The 13,595-nt window shown below is 67.3% G+C and carries 17 protein-coding genes; 4 read left to right on the top strand and 13 right to left on the bottom strand.

Features of this window, described 5'->3' with window-relative positions:
* Positions 1-146 precede the first annotated feature (146 nt).
* The 7 genes from ACH0BU_RS08570 to rnhB all read right to left on the bottom strand — a co-directional run bounded on the left by ACH0BU_RS08570 (position 147) and on the right by rnhB (position 6,324).
* Positions 147-1,223: a 5-(carboxyamino)imidazole ribonucleotide synthase gene (locus ACH0BU_RS08570; RefSeq protein ID WP_046407260.1), complete on the bottom strand. Its 1,077-nt coding sequence runs from the start codon at positions 1,221-1,223 to the stop codon at positions 147-149.
* Positions 1,220-1,696 carry a 5-(carboxyamino)imidazole ribonucleotide mutase gene (gene purE / locus ACH0BU_RS08575; RefSeq protein ID WP_082102663.1) on the bottom strand — a complete coding sequence of 159 codons (477 nt, stop codon included), beginning with the start codon at positions 1,694-1,696 and terminating at the stop codon, positions 1,220-1,222. Before purE ends, ACH0BU_RS08570 begins: the two co-directional genes overlap by 4 nt.
* A 59-nt stretch (positions 1,697-1,755) precedes the next feature.
* Entirely contained in the window at positions 1,756-2,337 is a 582-nt protein-coding gene (locus tag ACH0BU_RS08580) for an alpha/beta hydrolase (protein ID WP_314472275.1), read from the bottom strand.
* A 99-nt stretch (positions 2,338-2,436) separates the two neighbouring features.
* Positions 2,437-3,216, bottom strand: a complete 780-nt coding sequence (locus ACH0BU_RS08585; protein WP_500263928.1) for an NRDE family protein — start codon at positions 3,214-3,216, stop codon at positions 2,437-2,439.
* Positions 3,194-4,240 carry a dihydropteroate synthase gene (folP, locus tag ACH0BU_RS08590; RefSeq protein WP_296218492.1) on the bottom strand — a complete coding sequence of 349 codons (1,047 nt, stop codon included), beginning with the start codon at positions 4,238-4,240 and terminating at the stop codon, positions 3,194-3,196. Before folP ends, ACH0BU_RS08585 begins: the two co-directional genes overlap by 23 nt.
* A 146-nt stretch (positions 4,241-4,386) precedes the next feature.
* Positions 4,387-5,538, bottom strand: a complete 1,152-nt coding sequence (locus ACH0BU_RS08595; RefSeq protein ID WP_296218490.1) for a site-specific DNA-methyltransferase — start codon at positions 5,536-5,538, stop codon at positions 4,387-4,389.
* A 177-nt stretch (positions 5,539-5,715) separates the two neighbouring features.
* Positions 5,716-6,324: a ribonuclease HII gene (gene rnhB, locus ACH0BU_RS08600; protein WP_046407266.1), complete on the bottom strand. Its 609-nt coding sequence runs from the start codon at positions 6,322-6,324 to the stop codon at positions 5,716-5,718.
* Positions 6,325-6,491: 167 nt separating this feature from the next.
* Here rnhB and ACH0BU_RS08605 point away from each other — a divergent pair, with 167 nt between their 5' ends.
* Positions 6,492-7,637: a PQQ-dependent sugar dehydrogenase gene (locus tag ACH0BU_RS08605; RefSeq protein ID WP_500263933.1), complete on the top strand. Its 1,146-nt coding sequence runs from the start codon at positions 6,492-6,494 to the stop codon at positions 7,635-7,637.
* On the opposite strand, the gene ACH0BU_RS08610 is transcribed toward ACH0BU_RS08605, so the two are convergent.
* Complete coding sequence (locus ACH0BU_RS08610) at positions 7,621-8,013, bottom strand: PaaI family thioesterase (protein ID WP_296218487.1); 393 nt, start codon at positions 8,011-8,013, stop codon at positions 7,621-7,623. The genes ACH0BU_RS08605 and ACH0BU_RS08610 overlap by 17 nt on opposite strands.
* Positions 8,010-8,447 (bottom strand): PaaI family thioesterase, encoded by a 438-nt coding sequence (locus tag ACH0BU_RS08615; RefSeq protein WP_046407269.1) that lies wholly within the window; start codon positions 8,445-8,447, stop codon positions 8,010-8,012. The genes ACH0BU_RS08610 and ACH0BU_RS08615 overlap by 4 nt, the downstream gene beginning before the upstream one ends.
* Positions 8,448-8,563: 116 nt before the next feature.
* On the opposite strand from ACH0BU_RS08615, the gene ACH0BU_RS08620 reads away from it, so the two are divergent.
* The gene (locus ACH0BU_RS08620; RefSeq protein WP_125945850.1) at positions 8,564-9,346 is read left to right on the top strand and encodes a crotonase/enoyl-CoA hydratase family protein; all 783 of its coding nucleotides are present in this window, start codon (positions 8,564-8,566) and stop codon (positions 9,344-9,346) included.
* Positions 9,347-9,457: 111 nt separating this feature from the next.
* Positions 9,458-9,727: a CsbD family protein gene (locus tag ACH0BU_RS08625; protein WP_046407273.1), complete on the top strand. Its 270-nt coding sequence runs from the start codon at positions 9,458-9,460 to the stop codon at positions 9,725-9,727.
* 100 nt (positions 9,728-9,827) lie between these two features.
* Here ACH0BU_RS08625 and ACH0BU_RS08630 read toward each other — a convergent pair whose 3' ends face one another.
* The 3 genes from ACH0BU_RS08630 to ACH0BU_RS08640 form a co-directional block, all read right to left on the bottom strand.
* Positions 9,828-10,271 carry an acyl-CoA thioesterase gene (locus tag ACH0BU_RS08630; protein WP_046407313.1) on the bottom strand — a complete coding sequence of 148 codons (444 nt, stop codon included), beginning with the start codon at positions 10,269-10,271 and terminating at the stop codon, positions 9,828-9,830.
* Positions 10,272-10,431: 160 nt separating this feature from the next.
* On the bottom strand, positions 10,432-11,214 hold the full coding sequence (locus tag ACH0BU_RS08635; RefSeq protein ID WP_046407275.1) for an SDR family NAD(P)-dependent oxidoreductase: 783 nt from the start codon (positions 11,212-11,214) through the stop codon (positions 10,432-10,434).
* A 94-nt stretch (positions 11,215-11,308) separates the two neighbouring features.
* Entirely contained in the window at positions 11,309-12,511 is a 1,203-nt protein-coding gene (locus ACH0BU_RS08640) for an acetyl-CoA C-acetyltransferase (protein WP_046407276.1), read from the bottom strand.
* Positions 12,512-12,592: 81 nt separating this feature from the next.
* Here ACH0BU_RS08640 and ACH0BU_RS08645 point away from each other — a divergent pair, with 81 nt between their 5' ends.
* Positions 12,593-13,258 (top strand): nitroreductase, encoded by a 666-nt coding sequence (locus tag ACH0BU_RS08645; protein WP_046407278.1) that lies wholly within the window; start codon positions 12,593-12,595, stop codon positions 13,256-13,258.
* Between the two features lie 31 nt (positions 13,259-13,289).
* Here ACH0BU_RS08645 and ACH0BU_RS08650 read toward each other — a convergent pair whose 3' ends face one another.
* Positions 13,290-13,550, bottom strand: a complete 261-nt coding sequence (locus ACH0BU_RS08650) for a hypothetical protein (RefSeq protein WP_046407280.1) — start codon at positions 13,548-13,550, stop codon at positions 13,290-13,292.
* Between the last annotated feature and the right edge of the window lie 45 nt (positions 13,551-13,595).

Genomic DNA, 13,595 nt, shown 5'->3' on the forward strand with positions numbered 1-13,595 from the left:
GCCATACGGCAGGGCGCTGAGGCTGGCCACGACGACGCGGCTTGGTTCAGGCAGCTCGCATGGCGCATAAGGCGGCGCCGGGTGTGGAGGCCGCCGGAGCAGCGTTGGCCCGGGTTCAGCCGCTCAGGGAGCAGCCAAGCAGGGTGTCAGTCCAGGTCCCGGGCGACGCGGGTGATGTGGCCCATTTTGCGGCCCGGGCGAACCTCGCGCTTGCCATAGAGATGCAGGTGGGCGCCGGGCTCTGCCAGCACATCCGCCCAGCAATCCACGTCGGCGCCGATCAGGTTTTGCATCACCGCTTCACGGCCGGTGAGTGCGACACTGCCCAGCGGCAGTCCGAGGATCGCGCGAACGTGGTTCTCGAACTGCGATGTCTCCGCGCCCTCGATCGTCCAGTGGCCGGAATTGTGCACGCGCGGCGCCATTTCGTTGAACACAGGGCCATCGGGCGTCGCGAAGAACTCGCACGTCAGGACCCCGACATGCCCCAGCGCATCGGCAACGCGCCCGGTGAGCGCCGCGGCCTCCGTCCACAGTGCGGCGATCTCCGCCGGTGCGGGAACGGTCGAGCGCGACAGGATGCCGTCGACATGCTGATTCCATGCCGGCGGATAGCTCACCATCGATCCGTCATGGCCGCGCACCAGGATGATCGAGAATTCATGGGTAAACGGAACAAAGGCTTCGAGCACGGCCGGACCACCAACCGCCTCCCACGCGGCGTCGGCATCGGCGCGATCCATGATCCGTGCCTGGCCCTTGCCGTCATAGCCCATGCGCGTCGTCTTGAGGATCGCGGGGACTCCGATCTCCTCGATGGCGGTTTCCAGCGCCGCGCGATTGTCGACCGCGGCCCAGCGCGCCGGGCGACCACCGAGCTTCTCGACAAAGCTTTTCTCCGCAGCGCGATCCTGCGCCACGCGCAGGCTGGCGGAGGAGGGGTGGACCGGCACGTGATCGGCCAGCCATTCGACGGGCTCGGCGGCGATATTCTCGAATTCGTAGGTGACCACATCGCATTGGGCGGCAAAGTCCGCGAGGACGATGCGGTTGTGATAGTCGGCGCGGGTCAGCGACGATGCCGTCTGCGCCGCGACGCTTTCGCGGTCAGGGGCCAGCACATGGGTGCGATAGCCCAGCTGCGCCGCGGCTGCGGCGATCATGCGCCCCAATTGTCCGCCGCCGAGGATCCCGATGGTCGAGCCTGGAGGCAGCGGTGTCATTGGGGCAGCTCCGCGACATTGTCGGTCTGGGTCGATCGCCATGCCTTCAGCCGCTCTTCCAGTGCCGGGTCAGCGAGGGCGAGGATGGCGGCGGCGAGAAGCGCGGCGTTGATCGCGCCGGCCTTGCCGATCGCCAGCGTCCCCACAGGGATGCCACCGGGCATCTGGACGATCGACAGGAGGCTATCCATGCCCTTCAGCGCGTGCGATTCCACCGGCACGCCAAGCACCGGCAAATGCGTCATCGCCGCGGCCATGCCGGGCAGGTGCGCCGCCCCGCCAGCACCCGCGATCAGCACCTTCAGCCCGCGATCGGCAGCCCCGGTGGCGTAATCATAGAGACGCTGCGGGGTACGATGGGCCGAGACAACGCGGGTTTCGTGGGGGATCTCCAGCACGGCGAGAATGTCGGCCGCGTGCCGCATTGTCTCCCAGTCAGAGGTGGAGCCCATGATGATGCCAACGTGCGCCATTGGCGGCGGTTAGCGAGCGTGGCGCGGCAGGGCAACAGCGAGTGTGCGCAGTGCTGCCCTCAACGGTCCCGATGGAAGATCGGATGGACCGCGATGGCGCGTTCCACGTCGCGATCGACGACCCGCGCGGTGGCGCGCTGGATCAGGCGCTGCGCGCTGCGCCACGGCCGTAGGTCGCCGTGCCGCTGGCGGTCGCCGCGCAGCAGCCGGCTGCCCCAGCCGTTCACCGCGGGTATCGTGGCCGCCGCATCCGCGCCGGACAGGACGAGCGACGGGAACGGAAGCGCGATGGCGGGCGAGGCGAAGGGCTGGGATTCTTCGGCGCCTTCGGCGGGCGGATCGAACAGCAAGGCGCCGGCGATCCGTGAGACATAGCTCGCCGGGGAGAGGCGCGCCCACCAGGACGCCGCATGGCAGCCGAGTCCCTCGGCGACCAGCAGCACGGTGCGATCGGCGCGCATCACCGCCGCATCGAGCTGCGCCGCCCACAGGCTGCGGCGTTCACCGTCGTGAAGGACGACGTGATCATCACCCTTCACCGGCCAGCGCATCCGCGTGTTCCACGCCGGATCGGTGCGCCCGGCAGCAGCGATCGTGATGATCGACCAATGGTTTGGCATGACGGCCGCCGCAATCGACATGGCGTCCACTCCATCCTGTTCGCGGCGCGACTATCCCTGATTCGCGGGCTCGCGACAATCCTGCGGTATTCGCGCAGGGCTGTACCGGTGACGGCGGCGTCAGTCGGTCGGCCAGCGGAAGGCGAGGCGGGTCACGCCGTCAGCCGTTCCATCGGGATGAAAACGCTGCTCGACGATGATCCCGTCGCCGGCGTGGTCGATCGCGATCACGGTGCTGCAACGGGTGCCATAGACGGCATCGCGGATGAAAACCGGCCGCTCTCCCTCAGGGGCCGGCGTCTCGTCCACCAGCAGGTCGAGCAGGTGGTCGATGGGCTGCGGTGCGCTAAGCCATGTGTCGAGCGCCATCGTCACCGCGCGGGTGCGCAACGACGGCGGATCGAGCGGCCCGTTGGAGATGCCGTGCACCCCGGATGAGAGAATGTGGCGGAGCGGGCGCGGCTGATTGGTCCGATAATCGGCAACGGGTCCGATCGTGATCAGGCTGAACCCGCCATAGGCGTCCAGCCCGTCATCGTCAGGCAACGCCCCGCAGCGCAGATAGTCCGCAACCAGCGCGCCGCGCGATGGCGCGCCGCCGCCGCGGGGGTGGCCGGCGACATTGGTCACCACTGCGAACCGCCCCGCCTCCGACACCCCGATCCAGCTGCCGCCGGAGAGCAGATCCCGCCCTGCGAGCACGTCGTCGGCATCGGTCCAGCGATCGAGCGGGGCGGAGGGGCGCGCGTGGAATTCATCGCGATTGGCGGCGACAACCAGGCGCCAGTCGGGATGCGCGCGATGTGCCAGCGCCACGACGCACATCAGCGCGCGCGCCCGATGCCGGCCGATGCGGCGAGCGTCGGACCTCGGCAGCTCATCCGACAAACGCCCGGTCACGCAGGCCACGCCAGACTCGCAGCGCCTGCAGGGTTTCGGCGACGTCATGGACGCGGAGCACCTGAACCCCCGCCTCCGCACCCTTGAGCGCCAGCGCCACCGAGCCGCCAAGCCGCTCCCCGACCGGCGCCTCGTTCGACAATGCCCCGATCAGCCGCTTGCGGCTGGCGCCGAGCATGATGGCGCAGCCCAGCCCGTGGAACATCGCCAGCGCATTGATGAGCGCGAGATTGTCCTGCAGCGACTTGCCGAAGCCGATGCCCGGGTCGACGATGATGCGCGACCGGTCGACCCCGGCCGCGACGAGCGCCTCGATCCGCGCGTCCAGCCAGTCGAACACCTCCACCGCGACATCGCGGTAGATGGTCGTTCCGTGGCCGCCCTTTTCCGGGTCGGGCGAGTGCATCACGATCACCGGGCAGCCGGCACGCGCGACGACGTCGACCGCGCGCTTGTCCCATAGCAATGCGGAGACGTCGTTCACGATCGCCGCACCGGCAGCCAGCGCGCGCTCCATGACAAGTGCCTTGCGCGTGTCGATGGAGACGAGCGCGCCGGCCCGCGCCAGCCGCTCGATCACGGGAACGACGCGCGCTGCCTCGTCCTCCTCCCATACGGCGGCAGCGCCGGGGCGGGTCGATTCGCCGCCGACGTCGATCAGCGCCGCGCCGGCGCTTGCCATGTCCATGCCGGCCGATGCCGCGGCAGCGGGATCATCGCGATGCGTGCCGCCGTCGGAGAAGCTGTCGGGCGTGACGTTGAGGATGGCGGCCAGCACCGGCTGGTCGAAGCGCAACGTGCGTTCGCCAAGGACGAGCGGGGGGCGCGGCGCAACGAAGCGGGCGTGCAGCATCGCCGCGCGGGCGCCGAGCGTGGCGACCTCCGCGACCGGGGCGATCCGCTTGGCCCCGCTTTCCTTCACCTCATAAGCGGCGAACCACTGCATGCCGCCGGCAAGTCGCGCCACCGCGCCATCATCATAGGCGAAGGGCGCGTCGACAAATTGTACCGGACGAAGGTGCATGAACCGCTTTCACAGAAGGAGCGCCTTTTGTGCGGCAGCGATCGACAGGGGGCAAGCATCCCGCCAGCGCGAGGCTGACGCGGCGGCCGTTGCGGAGCCTGTCGCGTCGCCGGGCAACTGCCCCGCGGCGACAGGCTCAGCGGTGCTTACACCTGGGTGGCGAGCAGGTACGTCTGCCGCAGGGCGTCGATCGGCTTGAGCGCGCCCTCGACCTCGTAGTGCCAGAAGCTCCAGCCGTTGCAGGTCGGTGCGCCCTGGAGCGTTGCGCCGAGCTTGTGGATCGAGCCGCTGGCGCCGCAGTCGCTGGCGAGGCTGCCGTCGGCGCATACGGTGGCGCGGAAGCGGCGCTTGGCATCCACCACGATGCTGCCGGCGGGTAGATAGCTGTTTTCCACCAGCACGCCGAACGCGACCTTGGGCTGCTGCTTGGGGCTCTGCATCGTGCGCAGCGCCGATTCGTCGAGCGGCAGCGCTGCGTCGATACGCGCCTGCGCCGCATCGATGTACACGCCCTCGCGCTCGATGCCGATCCAGCGGCGGCCAAGACGCTTGGCAACCGCGCCCGTCGTGCCGGTGCCGAAGAACGGATCGAGCACCACGTCGCCCGGCTTGGTGCAGGCGAGCAGCACGCGATAGAGCAGCGCCTCGGGCTTTTGCGTCGGGTGCACCTTGTGCCCGTCGGCGCCCTTCAGCCGTTCCTGACCGCCACAGATCGGGAATTCCCAGTCCGAGCGCATCTGGATCTCGTCGTTCAACGTCTTCATCGAACGATAGTTGAAGGTGTATTTCGCCTTCTCGCCCTTCGACGCCCAGATCAGCGTCTCGTGCGCGTTGGTGAACCGGGTGCCGCGGAAATTGGGCATCGGGTTGTTCTTGCGCCACACGATGTCGTTGAGGATCCAGAAGCCCAGATCCTGCACCGCCACGCCGACGCGGAAGATGTTGTGATAGCTGCCGATCACCCAGATCGTGCCATTGTCCTTCAGGATCCGGTTCGCCTCCGTAAGCCAGGCGCGCGTGAACGCGTCATAAGCGGCAAAGGTATCGAACTTGTCCCAATCGTCGGTGACGGCATCGACATGGCTGCCGTCCGGACGAAACAGCTCACCCCCGAGCTGCAGATTGTACGGCGGGTCGGCGAAGATCATGTCCACCGACTTGGCCGGCAGCGCGCGCATCTGCGCGATGCAGTCACCGATCAGAATCCGGTCGAGCGGCAGGGCGGCCGGATCGGCCGCCACCTTCGTCGACACCTTCGCCGGGGCGCGACGCACGCGCGTTTTCTCGATGACACTCATGCGGTTCCCCCTTTTCGCACGCGACCGTCGCCGCGCGGTGGACTCGCCGTCAAGCGATGATTGGTTAACGATAAAAGCTGCAAAGCCGTTAACATGGCGGAACATTCCGCGCCCGAACCCAGATGTTGAGTCAACCGCGGCGGCAGGACTCAAGCAATGGGGTGTGGCGCAAAAGACTCAGAGCGGAAGAACCGTTTGCGCCACCGGCGCGAAGCTGCGGCGATGGAGCGGCGAGGGGCCGTGTTCCACCAATGCGCGGCGGTGGGTGGCGCAGCCATACCCCTTGTTAGAGGCCCAATTGTAATGCGGATATGATTCGTGATGCCGAATCATGATCGTGTCGCGCGTGTGCTTGGCGACGATCGAGGCCGCGGCGATTGAGCGGCTGAGCGCGTCGCCCCCCACGATGGGGGTGGCGGCATAGCCCCAGCGCGGCAGGCGGTTGCCGTCGACCAGCACGTGACCCGGCGCGCAGCCGAGCGTGGCGGCGAGTTGATCGACCGCCACGGTCATCGCCTTCATCGTCGCCCAATAGATGTTGAGCGTGTCGATCTCCTCCGCCTCGACGATGCCGACGCCGACGATCGCGCAATCCAGCAGCCGGCCGCACAGCCGCGCGCGCTCGGTGGCGGAGAGTTTCTTCGAATCGTCGATGCCGCGCGGCACGCCGCGCTCCGGCAGGATCACGGCCGCCGCCACCACGGGCCCTGCGAGTGGCCCGCGCCCGGCCTCGTCGACGCCAGCGACCGGCGCGAGATACAGGCGTTCGTGCTTCATTCCGGGCATTGCGAGGGGACAAGCTTTCTCTGACAGGATCGGGTGCGGCTCTAGCAAAAGCGTCGCGCCAGCCGAAGCGCGGATCGTCGCCCTTTCGCCTCGGGTGATCTGTTGCGGAACCGCATCGACACTGCGACGGTATTGATCCTGATTTGCCCGTTTGAGGAGTTATCGTGATCTCGCGCAGCCTGTTCGTCGCGGCCCTGCTGGCCGCCACCGCCTGTTCCGCAGAGCCGCAGGCCGGCAATGCGGCGAACGATTCCACCGCGGCCACCGCCGGCAAGCCGTTTGTCGAGACGGTCGTCGCCGATTTCGATGCGCCCTGGGCGATGACGTTCCTGCCCGACGGCCGGATGCTGGTGACGGAAAAGGACGGGCGGCTTCTGCTGGTCTCCGCCGACGGCAAGGCGCGCCAGACGATCGCCACGCTGACGGTCGATTCGGCCGGCCAGGGCGGGTTGATGGATGTCGTGCTGGCGCCCGATTTCGCGCAGTCGAAGCGTGTGTACCTCAGCTGGTCGACGACGGGTGCGGGCGGCAAGGGCGTGGTGCTGGCGCGCGGCGTGCTCGATGAAGCGAACCCTGGCGCGGCCAAGCTGAGCCAGATCCAGGAGATCTTCCGCGCGACGCCGTTCGTCGAGGGCAATGGCCATTATTCCGGTCGCATCGCCTTCTCGCCCGACGGCCAGTATCTGTTCTTCACCAATGGCGAGCGGCAGAAGTTCGATCCCGCACAGGATCCCAAGGCGACGCTTGGCAAGGTGCTTCGCCTCACCCCCGACGGGAAGCCGGCGGCGGGCAACCCGCTGGCGGCAAAGGGCTTCCACCCCGCGGTGTGGAGCTATGGCCATCGCAACCTGCTCGGCATCGCCTTCGACGCGCAGGGCAATCTGTGGGAGCAGGAGATGGGGCCGAAGGGCGGCGACGAGCTGAACCTCGTCCTGCCGGGCCGCAATTATGGCTATCCGAAAGTGTCTAACGGCGACCATTATGACGGGCGCCCGATCCCCGATCACGCGCCCGGCGACGGCTTCGAGGCGCCCAAGGTGTCGTGGACCCCGGTGATCTCGCCCGGCGGCCTGATGATCTATTCGGGCAACCTGTTCCCGCAGTGGAAGGGCGACGCGTTCATCGGCGGGCTGTCATCCAAGGCGCTGGTGCGCGTCGATTTGGATGGCACCAATGCGCGCAAGGGCGATCAATGGGACATGGGTGCCCGCATCCGAGAAGTGGAGCAGGGCCCGGACGGCGCAATCTACGTGCTGGAGGATGGCGCGCAGGGGTCGCAGGGCCGGATGCTGCGGCTCACCCCCGCGCGATAAGGTAGTTCATCCGTGCCGAGGCGATCGGCTTGGTCCGGCTTTCCTGCCAGGCGATCGCCTCCACATTGGCGATACGATTGCCCAGCCGGGTGACCGTGCCAGCGGCATAGGTCAGCCGCTCTCGCCCGCCGCGCATGAAATCGATCGTGACGTTGATCGGCTTCACGCGCCGGTTGCCGTCCGCGCCATCCTCGCCCGCCATCTGGTGGCGCAGCGCGGCCAGCGCCGCCATTTCGATGAGGCCGGTGATCGCGCCACCCTGGACAAAGCCGGGGCGCCCGATCACTGCGGGCCCGAACGGCATGGCGAGGACGGGGAGGCCATCTTCCCATTCCAGCGTCGCGCCGAGCAGATCGGCATAGGGTGGCAACTTCATGCGCCCTCTCCCAGGAACATGAAGGTACCCGAGACATGCGCGACGGGATCGTTCGGGTCACCGTCATGCGCCTGGCCGCGCACGAAGCTGATCGATCGCTTGATCGCATAGCATTCGCCATGGCCGATGACGGTGTGACCGGGCTTCGCAGGCCGCAGATAATCGACCCGCAGGTCGAGCGTGGCGTGCGCCACGAACCGCCCCAGCTTGCGCATCGTCGCCAGGCTGGTGGCGATATCCATCAGCGCGAAGATCGGGCCGGACGCGATCACGCCGCTGTCCTCGTCGCCGATGATGTCCGGATGATAGGGGAGCGTCAGCTCGCACCAGTCCGGGCCATGCGCGTGATAGGCGATGCCGAGCCGCCCGCCATGGCCGCCGAAGCGCACATCCTCCATGCCGGGGATGTCGCCCAATGCCGTCTCGATCTTCATGCACCCGCTGATACACCCGCCTTCCTCGAGCGCAACGATCGCGGCATTTCCGGGGCGGCATTGCTGGACGCGGCCGGCTTGTCTAAGTCGATCGTATCAATTTGCGGGAGAGCGAGATGGAAGAGCGGGTTACGATCACGGTCGAGAACGGCATCGCGGACGTTCGGCTGAACCGACCGGACAAGATGAACGCGCTCGATCCGGCGATGTTCGCCGGCATCAACGCCGCCATCGAGCGGCTGGCGGGCATGAAGGATGTGCGGGTTGCCGTGCTGTCGGGTGAGGGGCGGGCGTTCTGCGCCGGGCTCGACATGGGATCCATGGCGGCTGGCGGATCGGGCAACGATCTGGGCAAGCGCAGCCATGGTGTCGCCAACACGGCGCAGAATGTCGCCTGGGGCTGGCGCACCTTGCCGATGCCGGTGATCGCCGCGGTGCATGGCGTCGCGCTGGGCGGCGGGTTCCAGATCATGTCGGGCGCCTGCGTGCGCATCGCGCGGCCGGACACGCGCATGTCGATCCGCGAAACCTATTGGGGGCTGGTGCCCGACATGGCCGGCCTCGCGCTGTGGCGGACGCTGGCGCGCGACGACGTGCTTCGCGACCTGACCTACAGCGCGCGCGAGTTCACCGGCGGGCAGGCCGAGCGTTATGGCTTCGTCACCCGGCTCGCCGATGATCCGCGCGCCGCGGCGTTCGAGCTGGCGCGCGAGATCGCCGGTCGCAATCCCGACGCGGTGAAGGCGTCCAAGCGGCTGATCAACCTGATGGTGGATGGCGACACCGCCACCGTGCTGCAGGGCGAGAGCGACGAGCAGGTCAAGCTGATGCGCTCGCCCAACCAGGTGGAGGCGGTAAAGGCCAACATGGAAAAGCGCGCGCCGGTCTTCGTCGACTGACGTTTTCGTGCCGCTCGCCTCCGGTCTCGCGGCCGGCGGCGAGCGGCCCGGCATGTGGCACAAAAGCCCGTCTGACCCGTTGTCGCCTCCGGGAAATCGGAGGTATTGATCATGGCTGACGCACTTACCGCAGATATGAACACGGTGACGGGCAAGGTGAAGGAAACGGCCGGCGCCGCGACGAACGATCGTTCGATGCAGGCGAGCGGCATGCTCGATCAGCTGAAGGGTTCGGTGCAGAAGGCGATGGCGCCGGGCGCCGACGGGCAGCCCGCAGTGGTCGGACAGGCAAAGGCCTTTGCCAAGGAGCGTCCGTGGGCAGCCGCCGCGCTGGTCGGCGTCCTTGGCCTCGCCACCTTGGGTACGCTGCGCGGGAAGTAATCCCGCCGCAACCAGGCGGTGAAATGCGGGCCCGTGCGCTGCCGATGATCGCGATCATCGGTGGCGCCGGGCCCGCTGCCGTTGCGGTACCCGGCCGCGATCAGGCGGCCTTCACCTGAACCGCCTTCAGCCGCTCGACGAAGTCGGCCGGGAGGGACTCGCCCTTCGGATCGGTCATCACGATCGTCGTGTCGCAGGTGGCGATACACGCGCCCGACTGAAAAGCCGCCGCCAGCATCTCGAAGCTGCGATTGCCGATGCGGCCGATGCCCAGGCCAATCTCGACATCCTCGGGGAAGCTGCCTTCGGCGAGGTAGTTGATCTCGTTGCGGGCCACCACCGCGCGGAACGAGCCTTCCGCCATCTTCCCGCGGTTCACGCGTCCCAGCTGCTGGTTCATGCGCACGCGGGCATCCTCGAACAAGGCGGCATAAGCGACGTTGTTGAGGTGGCCCATCGTGTCGAGATCCTGGAAGCGCGTCTGCTTCACCTCGCGCTTGGGATAGGATGAAAGGTCAAGGCGCCAGGGGGCGGGGCGGGACATGCGATATTTCCTGTAGCTCTGAAACACGTTCCCCGGGGGTGACCAGCGCCCGGGACGATCCGATCGTCGCTGGCCATGGCCCTCCCCGGGGAGGTGTCATCGTTCGATAAAGGCGGTCAGGCGCGGCGGCAGGCGCCGCGCCGTCAGCGTGTCGCCGTGCTCAGCGCGGCGCCATGCGGATCGCGCCGTCGAGGCGAACGTCCTCGCCGTTGAAATAGCCGTTCTCGATCATCAGCGTGGCGAGGGCGGCATATTCCTCCGGATCGCCAAGACGCTTCGGGAACGGCACGGACGCGGACAGCGCATCCTTCACGTTCTGCGGCGCGCCCTGCAGCAGCGGGGTGTTGAAGATGCCCGGCAGGATCGTGTTGACGCGAATGTGCTCGTTCATGAGGTCGCGTGCGATCGGCAGGGTCATGCCGACCACGCCGCCCTTCGACGCCGAATAGGCCGCCTGGCCGATCTGGCCGTCCTCGGCCGCGACTGACGCGGTGTTGACGATCGCGCCACGGTCGCCATCGGGCAGCGGGTCGAGCGTCATCATGCCGGCCGCCGACTTGGCGATGCAGCGGAAGGTGCCGACGAGGTTGATCTGGATGATCCAGTTGAACGCGTCGAGCGGGAAGTGCTTGATCGAGCCGTCTTCCTTGCTGCGGCTGGCGGTCTTGATCGCGTTGCCGGTGCCGGCGCAATTCACCAGGATACGCTCCTGGCCGATCGCCGCGCGCGCCTTGGCGAAGCCCTCGTCCACCGACGCCTCGTCGGTGACGTTGACCTTGCAGAACACACCGCCGAGTTCCTTGGCGATCGCCTCGCCCTTTTCTTCCTGAAGGTCGAAGATGGCGACCTTCACGCCCTTGGCGGCGAGCTGCCGCGCGGTCGCGGCGCCAAGGCCGGACGCGCCGCCGGTGATGACGGCGGAAATGCTGTTGTCGAGCTTCATTGAATTCCCCTCCCGAGAAAGTGCTCCCGCACAAGCGGGGCACGATCCCGTCCCCCGCTTGTGCGGGGAACGGGCCATTTGATCGGCAACAGGTTCAGGCCGCGGCCTTCGCCTCGCCCTGCCAGTCGCAATTTTCGATGATCGTGACGTTGGCGACACCGCCGCCTTCGCACATCGTCTGCAGGCCATAGCGGCCGCCACGACGGCGCAGTTCGTGAACCAGCGTCGCCATCAGCTTCGTGCCCGATGCGCCGAGCGGGTGGCCGAGCGCGATCGCGCCGCCGTTGACGTTCAGCTTGTTCGGATCCGCCTTGGTATGCTCGAGCCAGGCGACCGGAACCGAGGCGAACGCTTCGTTCACTTCGTACAGGTCGATGTCATCGATCGACAGGCCGGCCTTCTTGAGCGCCTTGTCGGTCGCGAACAGCGGCTCTTCGAGCATGATCACCGGGTCGCCCGCGGTCACCGTCAGGTTGACGATCTTCGCCAGCGGCTTGAGGTTGTACTTCTTCAGGGCTTCCTCGCTGACGATCAGCACCGCGCTGGCGCCGTCGCAGATCTGGCTCGACGAGGCGGCGGTCAGCACGCCCTCTTCCGACAGCTTCTTCACCCCGGCCATGCCCTCGGCAGAGGCGTCATAGCGGATGCCCTCGTCAGAGGTGTGCACTTCCTTGCCCTCGGGCGTCTCGATCTCGATCGGGACGATCTCGTCCTTGAACTTGCCGCCTTGCGTCGCGGCCACCGCCTTGCGGTGCGAGTTCAACGAATATTCGTCGAGCTGCTCGCGGGTGTAGCCGTACTTCTTAGCGATCATCTCCGCCCCAGCGAACTGGTTGAAGTTGATGCCCGGGAACTTCTCCTCCAGGCCCGGCGACTTGTTCTTGCCGAGGCCGGCGTCGTAGAACAGCTTGTAGGTCGAGCCCATCGGCACGCGCGACATGCTTTCGATGCCCGCCGCGATCACCACGTCCTGCGTCCCCGACATCACGGCCTGCGCCGCAAACTGGATCGACTGCTGCGACGAGCCGCACTGGCGATCGATCGTGACGGCCGGCGTCGACTGCGCCAGCTTCTTGGAGGCGAGCACCGCATTGCGCCCCACCTGACCGGCCTGCTCGCCGCCCTGGCTGACGCAACCCATGATGACGTCTTCGACAGCGTCGCCCGGAATGCCCGAACGCTCGATTACCGCGTCCAGAACCTGTGCTGCCAGATCGACCGGATGAACCCCCGCGAGCTTTCCGCCGCGTCGTCCACCAGCCGTCCGCACCGCTTCGACGATATACGCCTCGGCCATCTTCCGACTCTCCATAACAGATGTTATCCCAGCCGCTCATGTGCCGCGATTTAACGCGCACGGCAAGAGGTGGAGAGGCGAATGAACGTATCCGACGCAGTAAGGGAGCGGCGTTCGGTCCGCGGATTCCTGGACAAGGAGGTGCCGCTGGACGTGCTGAAGGATCTGGCGCTGACGTCGGCGCGCGCGGCGACGGGCGGGAATATTCAGCCTTGGCACATCGACATCGTGACCGGGGAGAAGATGGCCGAGCTGAAGGAGATCATGCGCGGCAAGATCGAGCGGCGCGAGACCGAGACGCCGGGCTATGACATCTATCCGCGTGAAATGACCGACGCCACGAAGGCGCGCACGTTCCAGATCGGCGAAATCATGTACGGGCACCTCGGCATCCCGCGCGAGGACAAGCGCGCGCGTGCGCAGTGGTTCGCGCGAAATTTCCAGTTCTTCGGCGCGCCGGCCGCCTTCTTCGTGACGGTCGACCGCCGCATGGGGCCGCCGCAATGGGCCGACCTTGGCATGTACCTGCAGAATCTGATGCTGCTGGCGGTGGAGAAAGGGTTGGCGACCTGCCCGCAGGAATGCTGGGCAGTCTATCCCAGCACGGTCGAAACGTTCCTCGGCACGCCGCCAGAGCGGATGCTCTTCTGCGGTGTCGCGATCGGCTATGAGGATGCGGAGGAGCCGGCCAACCGCACGCGCAGCCCGCGCGCGCCGGAAGAGGAATGGCTCACGGTTCTGGCCTGAAGTGAACGTGTCGCCGGGGGGCGGCCTGTGCTCAGGCGCCCTCTGGCTGCGATTCCTCGATGGCGGCCAGGATCATCCGTTCCCACACGGCGGGGTCACCAGCGGCGGCCATCGCCTTGCTGGGCGCGCGCAGCGTGTGGAGGACGGCCATCGCTTCCTCGCGATAATCGCGCCAGGCGGCATCCACCGCATCGCCGGCGGATTCCTGATCCCCGTGCGCATTTACGCTGAGCCGCTCGCCGGCCAGTACGCGCGCAATGCGCTCCAGAACCGGGCCAGTCGCGATATCCATAGGGCCGTCTCCTTCTTCAGGAGAGGCAACCGATCACGCGCGGCC

Source organism: Sphingomonas olei, from assembly GCF_045369765.1.
Classification (GTDB): domain Bacteria; phylum Pseudomonadota; class Alphaproteobacteria; order Sphingomonadales; family Sphingomonadaceae; genus Sphingomonas; species Sphingomonas panaciterrae.

Bases quoted from the DNA above. Each gene is read 5' to 3' on its own strand.
- ACH0BU_RS08570 (WP_046407260.1), bottom strand. From the start codon at position 1,223: ATGACACCGCTGCCTCCAGGCTCGACCATCGGGATCCTCGGCGGCGGA.
- purE (WP_082102663.1), bottom strand. From the start codon at position 1,696: ATGGCGCACGTTGGCATCATCATGGGCTCCACCTCTGACTGGGAGACA.
- ACH0BU_RS08580 (WP_314472275.1), bottom strand. From the start codon at position 2,337: ATGTCGATTGCGGCGGCCGTCATGCCAAACCATTGGTCGATCATCACG.
- folP (WP_296218492.1), bottom strand. From the start codon at position 4,240: ATGCACCTTCGTCCGGTACAATTTGTCGACGCGCCCTTCGCCTATGAT.
- ACH0BU_RS08595 (WP_296218490.1), bottom strand. From the start codon at position 5,538: ATGAGTGTCATCGAGAAAACGCGCGTGCGTCGCGCCCCGGCGAAGGTG.
- rnhB (WP_046407266.1), bottom strand. From the start codon at position 6,324: ATGCCCGGAATGAAGCACGAACGCCTGTATCTCGCGCCGGTCGCTGGC.
- ACH0BU_RS08610 (WP_296218487.1), bottom strand. From the start codon at position 8,013: ATGAAGTTGCCACCCTATGCCGATCTGCTCGGCGCGACGCTGGAATGG.
- ACH0BU_RS08615 (WP_046407269.1), bottom strand. From the start codon at position 8,447: ATGAAGATCGAGACGGCATTGGGCGACATCCCCGGCATGGAGGATGTG.
- ACH0BU_RS08620 (WP_125945850.1), top strand. From the start codon at position 8,564: ATGGAAGAGCGGGTTACGATCACGGTCGAGAACGGCATCGCGGACGTT.
- ACH0BU_RS08625 (WP_046407273.1), top strand. From the start codon at position 9,458: ATGGCTGACGCACTTACCGCAGATATGAACACGGTGACGGGCAAGGTG.
- ACH0BU_RS08630 (WP_046407313.1), bottom strand. From the start codon at position 10,271: ATGTCCCGCCCCGCCCCCTGGCGCCTTGACCTTTCATCCTATCCCAAG.
- ACH0BU_RS08635 (WP_046407275.1), bottom strand. From the start codon at position 11,214: ATGAAGCTCGACAACAGCATTTCCGCCGTCATCACCGGCGGCGCGTCC.
- ACH0BU_RS08640 (WP_046407276.1), bottom strand. From the start codon at position 12,511: ATGGCCGAGGCGTATATCGTCGAAGCGGTGCGGACGGCTGGTGGACGA.
- ACH0BU_RS08645 (WP_046407278.1), top strand. From the start codon at position 12,593: ATGAACGTATCCGACGCAGTAAGGGAGCGGCGTTCGGTCCGCGGATTC.
- ACH0BU_RS08650 (WP_046407280.1), bottom strand. From the start codon at position 13,550: ATGGATATCGCGACTGGCCCGGTTCTGGAGCGCATTGCGCGCGTACTG.